Origin of the sequence: Azorhizobium oxalatiphilum (assembly GCF_014635325.1) — a bacterium.
GTDB lineage: Bacteria > Pseudomonadota > Alphaproteobacteria > Rhizobiales > Xanthobacteraceae > Azorhizobium > Azorhizobium oxalatiphilum.
In genome coordinates, this window is the sequence record NZ_BMCT01000002.1 from 159,187 (window position 1) to 174,143 (window position 14,957).

Here is a 14,957-nt window from a genome sequence, read left to right on the forward strand (position 1 = left end):
AATGCCTGAAGGCGCCACATCCATCTCCAGCAAGACCACGACTGCTTCGGGCTGGCGGGCCTTTACGGTCGCCGAACGCCATCCCGAGACGTCGCACATCACCTCATTCGTGCTGAAGCCGGCCGATGCGGGTGGGCTGCCGCACTATCGGGCCGGGCAGCACCTGACCCTGCGCTTCAAGGGGCCGGACGGTGCGCCGCTAATCCGCGACTACACCGTTTCATGTGCGCCCAACGGGGCGCATCTGCGCATCTCGGTGAAGCGCGAGCCGCACGGTTCCGCGTCCAACTGGCTGCATGATCATCTCCAGCCGGGGCAGGACATCGACGTGCGCGCGCCGTCCGGTGATTTCGTGCTGCCGGAGGAGGCAACACGGCCGCTGGTGATGGTGAGCGCCGGTGTTGGCGTGACGCCCATGATCGCCATGCTGGAAGCGGCGGCCGAAGCGCAGGATGGGCGGAGCATCCGCTTCATCCATGGCGTGCGCGATGGCGCTGCACGGCCGTTCGCCGCGCATGTGGCTGCGCTGGCAGCCCGGCAGGGCCATACGCGGCTGGATGTTTTCTTCTCCCGTCCGGCGTCCGGCGATCTCGACGCACCGGGGCATCACGAAGGCCGCATCGACATCGATTTCCTGCAGCGTGAAACGCCCATCGGCGAGGCCCACTATCTGCTCTGCGGTCCCATGCCCTTCCTGCGGGATCTGGCGACGGGGCTTGCGGCGGCGGGCGTGCCGCGCGGGCGCATCCATTACGAGTTCTTCGGCCCGATGGAGGAGATCTTCGAGGACGATGCGGCGCCCGCCGCCGAGCCCGCGAAGCCCGCTCCCGGTTCTGGTGCATATGTAGGGACGGACGCACAAATGGCGGTGGAAGAGCATGTGGCCCGCGCGCTGCTGGACAGTGCGGCGGATGCGGTGGTGGCCAGCGATGCCGAGGGGCTGATCACCGTGTGGAACGCCGGGGCGGAGCGCATCTTCGGCTTCGCGCCGCAGGAGGCTCTCGGCCAATCTCTGGACATCATGATCCCGGAGCCGTTCCGCGCCCGCCACTGGGAGGGCTATCACCACACGGTCTCCACCGGCGAGAGCCGCTATGGTGCCGGCGATCTGCTGGCCGTGCCCGGCCTGTGCAAGGACGGAAGGCGCATCTCCATCGAGTTCACCATCGTGCTGATGAAGGACGCCGCGGGTGTCGTGACCGGCATGGCCTCGACCATTCGCGACGTGTCGAAGCGCTTTGAAGAGACGCGAACGCTGAAGAAGCGGGTGGCGGAACTGGAGAAGGCCACGGGTGCGGCCTGACACGTCTTGCACGGCGGGCGGGTGTGAAACATTTCGCGACGCAGCGCGTTCAGCATGGCCGCCCCTCTTACCCAGAGACCGCCATGCTGCAAAAGTCCGGCCCCCTCCGCGATGTGCGCGCGGGAGACGCCACCACGCTCGGCGCTACCTATGACGGGGAGGGGACGAATTTCGCGCTGTTCTCCGCTTATGCGGAGCGCGTGGAACTCTGCCTGTTCGACGCGTCCGGCGAGACCGAGATCGAGCGCATAACGCTGCCGGAATATACCAACGAGGTCTGGCACGGCTATCTGCCCGGCGTCGGGCCGGACACGCTCTATGGCTATCGCGTGCACGGCCCCTACGAGCCGGAGAAGGGCCACCGCTTCAATCCGAACAAGCTGCTGCTCGATCCCTATGCCCGCGACCTCGCCGGGGAGGTGGAGTGGTCGCCTGCTCACTTCGGCTATGTGCTGGATGCGGAGGAAAAGGACCTGTCCTTCGACACGCGGGACAGTGCGAAGGGCATGCCGAAATGCCGGATCATGGACCCCAAGGGCTATGACTGGACCAATTGCCCGAAGCCCCGCATCCCCTGGGAGCGCACGGTCTTCTACGAGACCCACGTGCGCGGGATGACGCAACTTCACCCGGCCATCCCCGAGGAGCTGCGCGGCACATTCGAGGGGCTCGGCCACAGGGCGATGGTCGATTACATCAAGAGCCTCGGCGTGACTTCGGTGGAACTGCTCCCCATCCATGCCTTCCCGGACGACGAATTCCTCATGTCCAGGGGGCTGTCGAACTATTGGGGCTACAACACCATGGCCTTCTTCGCGCTGGAGCAGCGCTACCGGGGACCGAAGGGCATGGCGGGGTTCCGCGACATGGTGCGCGCCTTCCACGATGCCGGGCTCGAGGTAATCCTCGACGTGGTCTACAACCACACGGCGGAAGGCAACGAACTGGGCCCGACCCTTTCCTTCAAGGGCATCGACAACTTTTCCTACTACCGCACCCTGCCGGACCAGCCGCGCTATTACATCAACGACACCGGCACCGGAAACACGGTGAACACCTCGCACCCGCGCGTGTTGCAGATGGTGCTGGATTCGCTTCGCTACTGGGCGACCGAGATGCAGGTGGACGGCTTCCGCTTCGATCTCGGCACCATCCTCGGCCGCGAACCAGACGGCTTCGATCCGCGCGGCGGCTTCTTCGATGCCGTGGGGCAGGATCCGGTGCTGGCCAAGGTGAAGCTGGTGGGCGAGCCGTGGGATATCGGCCCCGGCGGCTATCAGGTGGGCAGCTTCCCGCCCGGCTGGGCCGAATGGGACGACCAGTATCGTGACACGGTGCGCGATTACTGGAAGGGCACGGAAGGGCTGCTGGGCGATTTCGCCGCCCGCGTCACCGGCTCCGGCGACATCTACGACCAGCGCGGCCGCCGGCCGTGGGCAGGGGTGAACTTCGTCACCGCCCATGACGGCTTCACGCTCAACGATCTCGTCTCCTACAACGAGAAGCACAACGAGGCGAATGGCGAGGACAATCGCGACGGCCATTCCGACAACCGCAGCTTCAACTATGGCGTGGAAGGCCCGACCGACGATCCGGGCATCAAGGCGGTGCGCGAGCGGCAGAAGCGCAACATCCTCGCCACCCTTCTGGTGTCCCACGGCACGCCCATGGTGCTGGCCGGCGACGAGTTCGGCCGCACCCAGCAGGGCAACAACAACGGCTATTGCCAGGACAATGAGATTTCCTGGTTCGATTGGGCGCATATGGATGACGACGGCCGGGCGCTGACCGGCTTCGTGCAGAAGCTTCTCGCCATGCGCGCCGCCCAGCCCATCCTGCGGCGGGGCTCATTCCGGGACGGCATGATCGTCACCTGGCTCAACCCCGGCGGCGGCGAGCAGACGCCCGAGCAATGGGCGGATGCGGGGGCCAATTCCATTGCGCTGCGGCTCTCGCGCGACGATCTCGGGGAAGAGGGCGAGGAGGTCTGGTCCGACATCATCATCGCCTTCAATCCGCACGATGGCCCGGTGCCCTTCAGGCTTCCGGAACGCGACGGCGCCCGCTGGCAGGCGGTGCTGGACACCGATGCGCCTGATAGCCCCAGCCGGTCCACGGCGGGCGGCGAGGAGACGGTGGAACTGGCCGGCCGCTCGCTGGTGCTGTTCGCCTGACGCGATCCGGGCGCCCGGTGCGGATCAGCGCCGGGCTTTTGGAGCGGGTTTGGCCTTGGCGACATTGCGCGCCACGGCGGCGCGGATGAGCGCCTTGAAGGCGTCTGCATCCAAGCTCTCGCCTTCATGGATGTCGATGGCCCGTCGCTGGTTGCCCTCAAGGCTGGCGTTGAACAGGCCGGTGGGATCGTCCAGCGAGGCCCCGTTGGCAAAGGTCAGCTTCACCGCCGCCTTGTAGGTCTCGCCGGTGCACAGGATGCCGGCATGCTCCCACACCGGCACACCGCGCCATTTCCACGTCTCGACCACCTCCGGATCGGCCTCATGGATCAGCGCCCGCATGCGGGCCAGCGTTTCGCCGCGCCAGTCGGCGAGGGCGGCGATCCGCGCGTCGATCCGGGCGGAAGGCGAGGGGGCATCGGGATCGGTGGGGGCCTTGGTCATGGCACTGTCCTCCCTGCGCCATTGCGTTTCGGGCGTCTCGATCCGCTTGTCGCGGAATGTGCGTGCAGGCACAAGCGGCTAGGCAACCCGCGCCCGAGCGCCTAACCATAAGCGCAGCCACGTTTCGCCAGAGGACATCATGACCGCCTACGCCGCGCTCTCCGCCCATTTCGGCCGCGCCGCCGCGATTTCCAACGCGCTCGGCATCCTGCAATGGGACAGCGACACCATGATGCCCAAGGGCGCCGTGGGCACGCGCGCCGACAGCCTCGCGCTGCTGCGGGTGATGGCGCACGAGATGGTCACCGATCCGCGCATCGGCGACTGGATCACGGATGCCGAGGCGGATGCCGGACTGGACGCGTGGGCGCGCGCCAACATCCGCGAGATCCGCCGCGTGTGGACGGTGGAAACCGCTGTTCCGGCCGATCTGGTGGAAGCCTCCAGCAAGGCCATCTCCATCTGCGAGATGACATGGCGGCAGGCACGGGCGGATTGCGATTTCAAGACGCTGCTGCCCTATCTCTCCGAAGTCCTGAAGCTCCAGCGCGAGATTGGTCGGGTGAAGGGCGAGAAGCTCGGCCTCTCCACCTATGACGCCCTGCTGAACGACTATGAGCCCGGTGGCCGCTCGGCCCATATCGATGCGCTGTTCGCGGACCTTGCCGTCTTTCTGCCCGGCTTCCTCGATGAGGTGATGGCGGTGCAGGGCCGCCGGCCTGCCAATGCGCCGCTGGGCGGTCCGTTCCCGGTGGAGGCGCAGCGGGCGCTGGGCGTGAAGATGATGGGCATCGTCGGCTACGACTTCGAGCGCGGCCGGCTCGATGTCTCGACCCACCCCTTCTGCGGCGGCGCCGACAATGACGTGCGCATCACCACCCGCTATGACACGACGGATTTCACCCAGTCCTTCATGGGCGTGATGCACGAGACCGGGCACGCGCTCTATGAGCAGGGGCGCCCGCAGGCGCTGCTGGGCCAGCCGGTGTCGCAGGCGCGCAGCATGAGCGTGCACGAGAGCCAGTCCCTGCTCATGGAGATGCAGGCCTGCCGCAGCCGCGAGTTCCTCCAGTTCGCCGCACCGCTGATGCGCGAGGCCTTCGGCGGCTCCGGACCGGCGTGGGAGGCGGATGCCCTGTGGCGGCGCTACACCCATGTGGAGCGCGGCTTCATCCGCGTGGATGCGGATGAAGTGACGTATCCCGCTCACGTCATCCTGCGCTACCGGCTGGAGAAGGCGCTGATCGGCGACGAGATGCCGCTCTCCGAACTCCCCGCCGCCTGGAACGCGCAGATGCAGGAGCTTCTGGGCGTGACCCCGCCGGACGACCGGCGCGGCTGCCTGCAGGATGTCCACTGGCCGAGCGGCGGCTGGGGCTATTTTCCCACCTATACGCTGGGTGCCATGACGGCGGCGCAGGTGTTCGACGCGGCGAAGAAGTCGGATGCTTCCATCGCGCCGGGGATTGCGGCGGGCGATTTCAAGCCGCTGCTGAACTGGTTGCGCGCCAACATCCATTCGCAGGGCTCGCTCTACCAGACCGACGACCTGCTCACCCACGCCACCGGCCGCCCGCTGGATGCCTCGGTGTTCAAGGCTCACCTGCGCCGGCGCTATATCGACGAGGTGTAAGCCGGTCATCGGCGGTTCAGGCCGGGGCGCTAGCTTGCTCGCATGATGCAAGCTAACGCTGCCGCTTCCTGCCGGACCTTCGCCATGTGGAAAGGGGCGGGCATCCTGCTCGCCGCTTTCGGAATCACGTTCGCCTCTCCCGTGCTGGCGCAACCGGCGGCAGCGGAAGGCGGCCCGCCCTGGATCGGCACATGGCACGGCGATTGCGGTACGGAGGCCATCTGCTGGCTTGAGGTGAGCAAGGCCGCCACCAAGGATCAGCCCGACCGGCTGCGGGTGGTCTACACCGTCAGCGCCGCCGACAATTCCACCAACGTCACCTGCAAGCGCACCGGCCATGCGCGCCCGGATTCCGACCGCAAACAGTTAGCCGGTAAACTGGCCGATGGCACGCCGATCCGCCTCATGGAGGCGAAGAACGGCCCGGATGACGTGGGCGCCGCCATCGCGCTGCCGGACGGCGCGCCCTGCAAGCTGAGCGGTCGCTTTCAGCCGGCGGGCGAATAGGCGGGCTCAGACCACCGCCATGTGGTTGTCGAAACGCGGGCCGCCGGTGGAGCGGGAGACGACCCCGAGGCCATCCGGCTCCACGGCGATCACGATCACCTCTCCATAGCCGCTGGTGGCCAGAAAACGGCCGGGCTCGCTCATGCGGGCGATGCCGCAGCCGTCGATGAGCGGCAGCGAGCCGATGAAGCGCCCGTCCCGCCGCCACACGATGATGCGCCCGCCGCGCGGACTGGAGCAGGCCACGTAGGTGCCCGACGTGTCGATGGCCACCGAGCCCACATAGCCGCGCAACTGCATCAGCTCGCCCTCCGGCCCATCGAAGGCGGTCAGCGCGCCGTCCTTGGCGATGGAGAAGAGCAGGGGGCGGGCAACGCCATCCTTCAGGAGATCCTGCGCCGCCACCACCACGCCGCCGCGTCCGTCGCGGGCGAGATGGCGCAGCGAGAGGCTGGCGAGATCGTCGGAGAGACGGCCCTCGCCGGTCTGCGCGCCGGTCTCGGGATGCAGCAAAGCGATACTGCTGCCGGTGATCTCCGCATCGCGAGCTTCCGGCGTGTGCGGCTCGATGCCGCCGTTCGCCACCACCAGCGTCTCGCCCACACGCATCAGGTCATGCGGGCCGTCGCCGCCGGTGGCCCATTCGTCCACGATGGCAAAGCCGCCTTCCACGCTGCGGGCCGCCACCACGCCGCGCCCCATGGTGCGGACGGTGCCGTCGTCGATGCCGCGCTCGATCTCATTGGTCAGGAACAGTTTTCCGTCCGGCGAGAAGCGGCCATGGCCGGAGAAGACGCGGCCGGCGCCGGGCGTGAATTCGCGGACGATGCCGCCCTGCCGGCGGTCGAACACCAGCGCCACATGGCCGGGCCGGCGACCCACCGCCACGGCGAGCGGGCTGTTGGGGCTGGCCTCGATGCCATGCAGGCGTGCAGGGGTGGCCGCACAGGCGGCGGCGTCCATCTGTTTGCCCACCGCAATGGCCGCAAAGCTCTCCCCGATCCCCGCCGTCGTGAGCCAGCCCTCCTCCAACGCGTGGTCGAGGGCATGCAGATCAGCGAAGGCATTGGCAGGCATCATGAGCGCTGCTCCTGCGGAGCTAAGAAGGGAGCGGCGGCTGAGGGGCACGGTCGCCGGTCAGTCGCCGTCGAGGGCATTGAAGCCCAGCGAGATGGCGAAATAGGAGGCGGTGGGGCGATAGACGGTGAGCTGCGCCGCCTTGAAGATTTTCACCGCTGCCAGTGCCGCATCATGGCCGGCCGCCGTCTGGGAGGCCGCCGAAAAGTCCTTCGGGAAGCCGTCTGCCGCCTTGTCGGAGGCGGTGGCGGCGCGGTTGACCACGAATTGCGGGCGGCTGGGCAGTTGCTTGCCCACCTCCTGCAACAGCGCGTCGGCGCTCTGGATCATCACCGTGATCACCCGGCCCGAACGGCCGGCGCGCCAGCCATCGGCGAGGTTGGGCTTGGCATTGTCAGCGTCCGGGCCAAGCACGGGCAGGATGCGGGTGTCCGTGACGCGCTGATAGCCGCCCGAAAGATCCGTGAGGATCATGCCGGGCAGGGCGCCCACGTCCGGGAAGAGGGCACTGTCGCCCTTGCCGGAGACGATGGCGCCGAGCACGCCGCTCTTGCGGTCGCCCCATGCGGTGCGCACGTCGCTGGCGATGGTGGCGAGGTTGGTGGCGATGGCGAGGCCATAGGCCCGGCGACGCTCCGCCTCAGCGCCCTGCACCAGCGCATCGGCGGCGCCCTCCTCGAACAGCAGGCGCTCCAGCGCCGGAAGGCCCTGCGCGGCAGCGCTGGACTGGGCGAAGCGGACGGGCTCAAGCCGGGCCGCGTCGGTGTCCGCGATCACCTCGTTCATGGCCCGCTGAATGGCGTTGCGGCGATCGGGGAAGAAGTTGAAGCGGTCGGCGCGCAGATTCTGGCTCACCGGCCCGAGGGTGACGAATTCCACCGCCGTCCACGCATCCGCAGCCTTGCCGAACAGATCCTTCAGGCTGGCAACTGCGGCGGCATCGGGCTTGGCGACGAAAGCCGCCCAGGCGTCCTTCTGGGCCGTGGTGGTGGCGACCAGCGTGTCGTAGCGCGGCAGCATCCAGCCCTCGATGACCGCCACCGGATCGAGCGCGGGCGAGGGCGCCGCCGTTGCCGTGCCGGGCAAAGCGGCACCGGCGAGGACGCCGATCACAAGGCGGCGGGAGACTTCGGTCATGGGGCAGGTGCTCCCTGAGGCGGTGCGCCGGTCACGCGCAACGCCGGTTCACAGCTTCGAAACATAATCCAAGAGTGCCGCTTTACGCCCAGCGGGCAAAGAGCGGAAGCGGGCAACGGCGCTTTCCGCCTGCCCGCCATGCCAGAGGATGGCCTCCTCCACCGTACGGGCCCGCCCGTCATGCAGGAGGCCGGTGTCGCGGGCCAGCGCATCGGACAGGCCCGCCAGCGGCGCGGTGCGCCATTCGCTGGCCTTCGCGCCCGGCTCCGGCATGGTGTCCGCGAGGCCGGGTCCAAGGTCGTGCAGCATGAGATCGGTGAACAGGCGCGCGGTGCCGCCCTGCGCGGTGGGCAGCGACGGCTGGTGGCAGGCGGCGCAGCCGGTGGCGGCGAACAGGCGCGCGCCACGCTTGTCTGTTGGCGTCTCCGGTACGGGCAGGGCGGCCACATAGGCCACCACGCGGGAGAGCAGGCTGTCGGGGATCTCGAATTCCTGCTCGCCGGTGACGCCGTGCGGGGCGTTGCGGCAGGCGGCCTGCGCTTCCGTGCAATCGCCCCACGGCTCTGGATGCAGCGGGGTGGAGAGCCCCATGTCGAGGAAGAAAGCTTCGGAGGACTGACTGTTGAGGTTCGGCTGACCGGCCTTCCAGCCATAACGGCCGATGGCCGTGGTGCCGTCCGGCAGGCGCACCCGGCGCAGGCGGCCGTGCATGGCATCCGGCCCCTTGGCCTGCGCCTTTTCGAGCGCGACGAGCGCGGCCTCGGGCACCTGTTCCAGCAGGCCGCGCCCGCGCAGGTCCGGCGCTACCCGGAGCGAGAGGCCCGTGCCGGAGGCGAGCGGGCCATAGCCGGGGTCTTCCACAAGCGGAGCACGCGCCGTGCGGCCATCGGGCAGGCGCGTGTCCTGTACTGCCAGCACACCCTCCGGCTTCAGGCCGGGCACGGCGTCGATCTGGAGGCGGCGGCCATAGACGGGATCACCCGAGCCGTCCGCCTGCGCCAGCATCAGCACCATGCCGCGCCCGTCCAGATGGCCGTTGGCATCCACAAGCGTCTTCGCCCGTCCGTCCGCCGGGTGGCAGGACGCACAGGAGCGGGCATCGAACAAAGGGCCGAGGCCGTCGTCCGCCTTGGTGGAGGAGGGAGCGGGCACCCAGGCGCGGTCGAACAGCGCCTTGCCGATGCGCAGGTCGAGCCCATCCAGCGCTCGCGCGCCGCCGGCCATCGCCACGGCAGCCATCAGGCCCACGCCGAGCGCGGCACCGCCGAGCCTGAGCAGCCGGGCCATCAGGAGATGCGGAACCAGCCCATGAGGCCGGTGTCCATGTGCTCGAGGATATGGCAGTGGAACACCCAGTTGCCGCTCACCGCCTTGAAGGCGATCTCCACCGTCTCGTTGGGCTCCACCATCACCGTGTCCGCCAGATATTGCGGTAGCTTCGGCTTCTTGGAGTGCGAGAGCACGCGGAAGATGTGGCCGTGCAGGTGCATGGGATGCACGTGCTTGGTCACATTGGTCATGGAGATGACGTAGCTGGTCCCGTTGTCCAGCACCGCCAGCGGCGGCGGCAGGCGCAGGGCATCCTGCACCGCCCAGCTGTCGCGGCTGATGGCCCAGTGGGTGGTGGAGCCCACACACATGGAATCGATCAGCGCCTTCGACAGCGGGTCATCCGCCGGCAAAGGCGGCGACACCGCCGTGGCACCGGCGGAAACCTGGAGCAGGAACTCCATCCTCTTCGCGCTTTTCAGATCCGGCAACGGCACCTTGGCCGGCGGCAGGGGCTTGGCCTTCAGAGCTGTCCGGGACTTGGCCCTCATGCCCTTTTTGTCCACCGCCACAAGCGTGGTGAGCAGGAAGGGCTCGGCCGAGCGATAGTCGAAGATCTGCACTTCCTTGCCCGGCGCCGGCATGCGCACCTGAGCGTCGGCACGCATGGCCGGACCCATGCGCCAGATGCCATCGGGCAAATCGTTGAAATGCACTGGCGGCAGGGCCTGCCCGTCGATGGCGATCAGGAAGGCGTCGTCCGTGTCGCAGCCGAAATCGATGACGCGGGTGCCGTCGGCGATCAGCGTGCGCACGCGTACGTCGCCATAGGCCGGCACCTCGACGCGCGGGGCGGTGAGGCTGCCGTTGGTGGTGCGGATGTTGCCGAAGGTGCCGGTGGTGGCGGCACCGTCCGTGGTGCTCATCTCCAGCCACTGGCCATCATCGCCCAGCCGCCAGTCCTTCACCACGATGAAGCATTCCGCATCGTATCCGGCCTTGGCATCGGCGGGATCGTCCACCACCAGCGCGGAGAACAGCCCGCGGCCGACCTGCCCGGTCTCGTCGCAATGAGGGTGGAAGAAATAGAAGCCGGGATCGGGCAGCGGCACGTTGTAACGGAAGCGCTCGCCGGGTTTCACCACCTCCTGCGTGATGGGGGCGACGCCGTCGAACAGATAGGGTGCGCGGATGCCGTGCCAGTGGACGGTGGTGAAGTCCGGCAACTGGTTCTCGAAATCCACGATGAGGCGGGTGCCGCGCGGGGCGCGGACCATCTTGAACAGTTCGCCGTCATAGGTGGCGACACGCTTCGTGGCCGGCTTGTCCGGGCCGAGCAGGTGAGCGTCGATCTCACGGGCCACCAGCGACAGGTTCCGCACCGGGGCGGAGGCGGGCAGGGTGTCGATGGACGCGGGCACCTGACCGATGGCGGACGGCGCGAAGGAGACGAGGCCGGCGGCGGCGCTGCCCAGCAAAAGTCCGCGTCGCGAGATCATTACCGGCTCCATCGCCGCGCCGGCTCCGGTCTTGCGCTACGGCCTCGGGCTGCGGTCATCAGATAAGGATATCCGCGCACGCCCAAAGGCATGCGCGGGGTCAGGACTGCAAGCCTGGGAAGCAGCCGGCTCCGTACGGGGCGAGGCCCCGCACGGAATCTGTCCGCTCACTTCTTGGCGGCGTTGGCCGGATCATCGAGGCTCTTGGAGCCTTCGACCTTGATCTGGATCTTGAGCACGGCGACGCCGCGCTCGATGGCATGGGCCTGCGCCACCAGCGCATCCACGCCGTCCTGCACCATCTTGTTGCCCTCGGTGTTACCCTCGGCCAGCATCATGTCGTAGAACATCTTGCCGCTGTCGCCGCTGTCCTTGATGACCTTCAGGGCGGCTTCCGCGCCCTTCATCTTGGCATCGATCTCGTCGGCGATCTTCGGGTCCGCGGCGCGCACGAGATCGGCCACCGACGGGCCGGAGAACACCGTGCCATCGTTGCGCGTGGTGCGGCCGTAATAGACGTCCTGAATGCCCACTTCGTCGAAATAATGCGAGTTGTGGGTGTTGTCGGAGAAGCAGTCATGCTCCTCCTCGGGATCGTGGAGGATGAGGCCGAGCTTCATGCGCTCGCCGGCCAGCTCACCATAGGAGAGCGAGCCGAGGCCGGTGAAGATGACGGCCAGGCCGGGCTTGTCCTTCTTCTTCAGGAGCGCGGCGCGGGCCTTGCCCTTCGGACCCCAGTCGTCGGCCATCTCCTTCAGGTCCGCCACGAGCGTCGAGGTGGCCACCTTCAGATATTCGGCGCGGCGCTCACAATTGCCGTTGGTGCAGGCGGCCTTGTCGAAATCGGTCCAGGGGCGCTCGCCGGCGCCACGCTCGGTGCCGTGCAGATCCTGGCCCCAGAGCAGGAACTCGATGGCGTGCCAGCCGCTGCCCACATTGGCCTCCACGCCGCCGGCGGAGTTCAGCTGATGCAGCAGGGCGGGGGTGATCTTGGTGGTGTCGATCGTCTTCTTGCCGATGCGGATCGACTTGGCGGCGATCACATTGGCCGTATAGAGCGGGTTCTCGTCGGACTTGGTGCCGTAGCTCTTGGCATCCACATAGTCGATCAGGCCCTCGTCCAGCGGCCAGGCATTCACATTGCCTTCCCACTCATCGACGATGGGATTGCCGAAGCGGAACGCCTCGGTCTTCTGATAGGGATTGCGGGCCTTCTTCCACGCGTCCCGCGCAGCCTTTTGCGTGGCCTCGCTGGGGGCGGCGATGAAGGCGTTGATGGCCGTCTGCATCTCCTGAGCAGCGGTATAGCTGTCAGTGTACATGGCCTGCGCGAGATCCGCATAGTGCGTGAGCACCTGCTTGGGCGTGGGAGCGGTGGTCTTTGCCGCTGCGGGCTTGGCGTCCGCCTGTTTCGTTTGAGCGCTTGCCGGGCCTGCGATACCGAAGGCCAAGGCGAGGGCGGCAGCAATGATCTGCGCGCGCATAATCTGGTTTCTCCCGAAAATCCCGGCTGTATGGCGGTGGCCGGCAATCTTGCGATGCAGGGTACCTTCCGGCAGCCGAGCGCAAACTAGCGCCCGGCCAAGCTCGCTCACAAGGCGGCAGAGAGATAATGGAATTATTCCATACTGCTCGCCGGGCCGTGCGGTGCTGTTGATGCGCTTCAGATACGGGCGCGTCGAGCAAGGCCACTGACCACAAGAAAAACGTCGCACGCGAAAATGAACTGTGTCGCTACATCGGAATTACGATCCGCCTGAGCGAGACGGTTCCCTAACGTCCGTCTTTATTTGCAACGCTCGTCTCCTCTATGCGGCCGGGTGCAGTCGTAAATCTGTTTTCTGGATCAATTCCAAAGATTGGCGATGCCGGTGACAGCCGGAAAGCATGCGTGTACCTGCCAGAGATCATCAGCCTGCGCCGCATGCCGGAACAGGGCGGCGGCGCGTGTTCCTGCTCGGGACAGCGCCATGCCGCAACGGCAGAGTGCGCCGGTTTCGTGCCTCGCGAGGAGACCCGCCATGTTGGCCGCTTTCATTATCGTCTTCCGAGAGGTGCTCGAGGCCGGGCTGATCACCGGCGTGATGCTGGCGGCCTCCGAGGGGGTGCGAGGGCGGGGACTGGTGATCTCGCTGGGCATTGTCGGCGGCATCGTCGGCTCGGCGATCATCGCGCTGTTTGCCGAGCAGATCGCCAATCTGTTCGAGGGCTCGGGGCAAGAGCTGCTCAATGCCGCCATTCTCTCAGTGGCAGTGGTGATGCTGGTCTGGACCGTGGTGTGGATGGCCAGCCACGGCAAGGAGATGGTCAGCGAGATGCGGGCGGTCTCCAGCGACGTGAAGGCCGGCCGCCGGCCGTTGGCGGCGCTGGGCCTTGTGGTGGGCATGGCGGTGCTGCGCGAGGGCGTTGAGATCGTGCTGTTCATGTATGGCATTGCCATCACCGGCGGGGAGGGGCCGCTCAATGTGGGCCTCGGCTTCCTCGGCGGCGTGGTGGCGGGCGGTCTCGTGTCCTTCGTGCTCTATCGCGGTCTGGTGGCCATCCCGGTCAAGCACCTGTTCAAGACCACCACCGTTCTGATCACGCTGCTGGCTGCCGGCCTGACCGCGCAGGTGATCGGCATCCTGCAGGATGCGGGCTTCATCCAGTCGATGATCGACCCGGTATGGAACAGTTCGTGGCTGCTGGCGGACGACAGTGCTGTGGGGCGCGTCCTGCGCACCCTGGTGGGCTACCGCGCAGAGCCGACGGGCATGCAGGTCATCGGCTATCTCGGCACGGTGGTGGTGATCGTGGTGATGTCCCGGATCGTCAACGGCCGGCTCCAGAGCCGGAAGGCGAGCGGCGCGGCGCTGGCTGGCGGGAAGCGCTGAGTTGGCGGTGAGTTGTGAAACTTCCGTCCGAGATTCTATAGCAAGCTGCTTCCTGTTTCGGAGGGGTCTCATGAGTCCATTACGCGTCATGATGGCAGCAGGGATTATCCTTTCTCTATCTACTCCCGCTTATTCGATTGAAATAACAAGGGAAGAGTGTCTTGCCATCAGGGATGGCATGCGAGTTTATGCAGAGCTGAATTATGTTGCCTTTAAAATTGCATCTGATGTCAAAAGATATGAAATAATTAATTCCACTCTCAGTAGGCCGCGATTGAATATATCAGATGAAAATATAGATCTCCTGCAAAGTCATAGCGATAAAAATAAATCGATAACCGCTCGGTCTGTTGTTCTTATTAATCGACTGTGTGGAGATAAGTGAAGCGACATATCGGGCGTGCGTGGTGCCCGAGCGACTGATTGCCATCTCGCGCGCTGAAGGGCTTTCGAAGCGAAGGGTGTGGTTTTTGCCTTGGCGATCCATTCGCCTTGCAAGGGGTAGTCGGCGGCCGCATGCCCGATGAACATCCATGCCAGAGCCGCCAGAGGCAGGTCAGCCATGGCCGCCTCCCGCGAGAACGAACGCGGAACCGACTTCGGGGAAAGTTCGGGACTTTGCGCGGCGACTCCCGCACCCCGGCGCACTTAAGCGCACGCTTCGGTTGCGCCTGGCGGCGGCCACGATCACCTTCGCGACCGCGAAAAACGCTTCATTATCAAGGGTCTTGGCGGAAGGGGTGGGATTCGAACCCACGGTGGGCTTGCACCCACGGCGGTTTTCAAGACCGCTGCCTTAAACCACTCGGCCACCCTTCCAGCACAGCGATACCCGTGCACCGTCTTCTAGCGGGACGCACCGGGCGCGTCGAGAGACAGGCGCAAGCTTCCCAAAGGCTTATTGCAGCAAATGCGATGGAATGAGGGTGCACGGCGCCGTCGATTCGACAGTCGGGCAGGTCCACATGCGGTGAGGCGGGGGAGGTGGGCAGGCCGGGAGATGTTGCCGTCATTGGCAAAGCGCCCGCAAAGCCAGCGCCA

The 14,957-nt window shown here is 66.6% G+C and carries 13 protein-coding genes and 1 tRNA gene; 6 read left to right on the forward strand and 8 right to left on the reverse strand.

Features of this window, described 5'->3' with window-relative positions; all coding sequences use genetic code 11:
• The first annotated feature begins 1 nt into the window (after nucleotide 1).
• Both IEW24_RS29075 and glgX read left to right on the forward strand, forming a co-directional pair.
• The gene (locus IEW24_RS29075; protein ID WP_188577750.1) at nucleotides 2-1,303 is read left to right on the forward strand and encodes a PAS domain S-box protein; all 1,302 of its coding nucleotides are present in this window, start codon (nucleotides 2-4) and stop codon (nucleotides 1,301-1,303) included.
• 83 nt (nucleotides 1,304-1,386) lie between these two features.
• Complete coding sequence (gene glgX, locus IEW24_RS09260) at nucleotides 1,387-3,477, forward strand: glycogen debranching protein GlgX (protein WP_188577752.1); 2,091 nt, start codon at nucleotides 1,387-1,389, stop codon at nucleotides 3,475-3,477.
• 24 nt (nucleotides 3,478-3,501) lie between these two features.
• Here glgX and IEW24_RS09265 read toward each other — a convergent pair whose 3' ends face one another.
• The gene (locus IEW24_RS09265; protein ID WP_188577754.1) at nucleotides 3,502-3,921 is read right to left on the reverse strand and encodes a DUF1801 domain-containing protein; all 420 of its coding nucleotides are present in this window, start codon (nucleotides 3,919-3,921) and stop codon (nucleotides 3,502-3,504) included.
• 139 nt (nucleotides 3,922-4,060) lie between these two features.
• Between IEW24_RS09265 and IEW24_RS09270 the strand changes: the two genes are divergently transcribed.
• Nucleotides 4,061-5,554: a carboxypeptidase M32 gene (locus IEW24_RS09270; protein WP_188577756.1), complete on the forward strand. Its 1,494-nt coding sequence runs from the start codon at nucleotides 4,061-4,063 to the stop codon at nucleotides 5,552-5,554.
• 84 nt (nucleotides 5,555-5,638) lie between these two features.
• The gene (locus IEW24_RS09275; protein ID WP_188577758.1) at nucleotides 5,639-6,061 is read left to right on the forward strand and encodes a hypothetical protein; all 423 of its coding nucleotides are present in this window, start codon (nucleotides 5,639-5,641) and stop codon (nucleotides 6,059-6,061) included.
• Nucleotides 6,062-6,067: 6 nt separating this feature from the next.
• Here IEW24_RS09275 and IEW24_RS09280 read toward each other — a convergent pair whose 3' ends face one another.
• The 6 genes from IEW24_RS09280 to IEW24_RS09305 form a co-directional block, all read right to left on the reverse strand.
• Nucleotides 6,068-7,141, reverse strand: a complete 1,074-nt coding sequence (locus IEW24_RS09280; RefSeq protein WP_188577760.1) for a DUF1513 domain-containing protein — start codon at nucleotides 7,139-7,141, stop codon at nucleotides 6,068-6,070.
• Nucleotides 7,142-7,198: 57 nt separating this feature from the next.
• Nucleotides 7,199-8,275: an imelysin family protein gene (locus IEW24_RS09285; protein WP_188577762.1), complete on the reverse strand. Its 1,077-nt coding sequence runs from the start codon at nucleotides 8,273-8,275 to the stop codon at nucleotides 7,199-7,201.
• Nucleotides 8,276-8,323: 48 nt separating this feature from the next.
• Nucleotides 8,324-9,562, reverse strand: a complete 1,239-nt coding sequence (locus tag IEW24_RS09290) for a di-heme oxidoredictase family protein (protein WP_244644273.1) — start codon at nucleotides 9,560-9,562, stop codon at nucleotides 8,324-8,326.
• On the reverse strand, nucleotides 9,562-11,043 hold the full coding sequence (locus tag IEW24_RS09295) for a multicopper oxidase family protein (protein WP_244644275.1): 1,482 nt from the start codon (nucleotides 11,041-11,043) through the stop codon (nucleotides 9,562-9,564). Before IEW24_RS09295 ends, IEW24_RS09290 begins: the two co-directional genes overlap by 1 nt.
• A gap of 167 nt (nucleotides 11,044-11,210) precedes the next feature.
• Entirely contained in the window at nucleotides 11,211-12,527 is a 1,317-nt protein-coding gene (locus IEW24_RS09300) for an imelysin family protein (RefSeq protein ID WP_188577766.1), read from the reverse strand.
• Nucleotides 12,528-12,889: 362 nt separating this feature from the next.
• On the reverse strand, nucleotides 12,890-13,081 hold the full coding sequence (locus IEW24_RS09305) for a hypothetical protein (protein ID WP_188577768.1): 192 nt from the start codon (nucleotides 13,079-13,081) through the stop codon (nucleotides 12,890-12,892).
• Between IEW24_RS09305 and IEW24_RS09310 the strand changes: the two genes are divergently transcribed.
• Nucleotides 13,065-13,916 (forward strand): FTR1 family iron permease, encoded by an 852-nt coding sequence (locus IEW24_RS09310; protein WP_188577770.1) that lies wholly within the window; start codon nucleotides 13,065-13,067, stop codon nucleotides 13,914-13,916. The two genes, IEW24_RS09305 and IEW24_RS09310, sit on opposite strands and share 17 nt — an antisense overlap.
• A 70-nt stretch (nucleotides 13,917-13,986) precedes the next feature.
• Nucleotides 13,987-14,301, forward strand: a complete 315-nt coding sequence (locus tag IEW24_RS09315) for a hypothetical protein (protein WP_188577771.1) — start codon at nucleotides 13,987-13,989, stop codon at nucleotides 14,299-14,301.
• Nucleotides 14,302-14,645: 344 nt separating this feature from the next.
• Here the strand turns inward: IEW24_RS09315 and IEW24_RS09320 are convergent.
• Nucleotides 14,646-14,735, reverse strand: a tRNA-Ser gene (locus tag IEW24_RS09320).
• Between the last annotated feature and the right edge of the window lie 222 nt (nucleotides 14,736-14,957).

Excerpts from the sequence above, each read along its gene's own strand:
- glgX (WP_188577752.1), top strand. The coding sequence starts at position 1,387 with ATGCTGCAAAAGTCCGGCCCCCTCCGCGATGTGCGCGCGGGAGACGCC.
- IEW24_RS09310 (WP_188577770.1), top strand. The coding sequence starts at position 13,065 with ATGTTGGCCGCTTTCATTATCGTCTTCCGAGAGGTGCTCGAGGCCGGG.
- IEW24_RS09285 (WP_188577762.1), bottom strand. The coding sequence starts at position 8,275 with ATGACCGAAGTCTCCCGCCGCCTTGTGATCGGCGTCCTCGCCGGTGCC.
- IEW24_RS09275 (WP_188577758.1), top strand. The coding sequence starts at position 5,639 with ATGTGGAAAGGGGCGGGCATCCTGCTCGCCGCTTTCGGAATCACGTTC.
- IEW24_RS09290 (WP_244644273.1), bottom strand. The coding sequence starts at position 9,562 with ATGGCCCGGCTGCTCAGGCTCGGCGGTGCCGCGCTCGGCGTGGGCCTG.
- IEW24_RS09305 (WP_188577768.1), bottom strand. The coding sequence starts at position 13,081 with ATGAAAGCGGCCAACATGGCGGGTCTCCTCGCGAGGCACGAAACCGGC.
- IEW24_RS09300 (WP_188577766.1), bottom strand. The coding sequence starts at position 12,527 with ATGCGCGCGCAGATCATTGCTGCCGCCCTCGCCTTGGCCTTCGGTATC.
- IEW24_RS09295 (WP_244644275.1), bottom strand. The coding sequence starts at position 11,043 with ATGATCTCGCGACGCGGACTTTTGCTGGGCAGCGCCGCCGCCGGCCTC.
- IEW24_RS09265 (WP_188577754.1), bottom strand. The coding sequence starts at position 3,921 with ATGACCAAGGCCCCCACCGATCCCGATGCCCCCTCGCCTTCCGCCCGG.
- IEW24_RS09280 (WP_188577760.1), bottom strand. The coding sequence starts at position 7,141 with ATGATGCCTGCCAATGCCTTCGCTGATCTGCATGCCCTCGACCACGCG.
- IEW24_RS29075 (WP_188577750.1), top strand. The coding sequence starts at position 2 with ATGCCTGAAGGCGCCACATCCATCTCCAGCAAGACCACGACTGCTTCG.
- IEW24_RS09315 (WP_188577771.1), top strand. The coding sequence starts at position 13,987 with ATGAGTCCATTACGCGTCATGATGGCAGCAGGGATTATCCTTTCTCTA.
- IEW24_RS09270 (WP_188577756.1), top strand. The coding sequence starts at position 4,061 with ATGACCGCCTACGCCGCGCTCTCCGCCCATTTCGGCCGCGCCGCCGCG.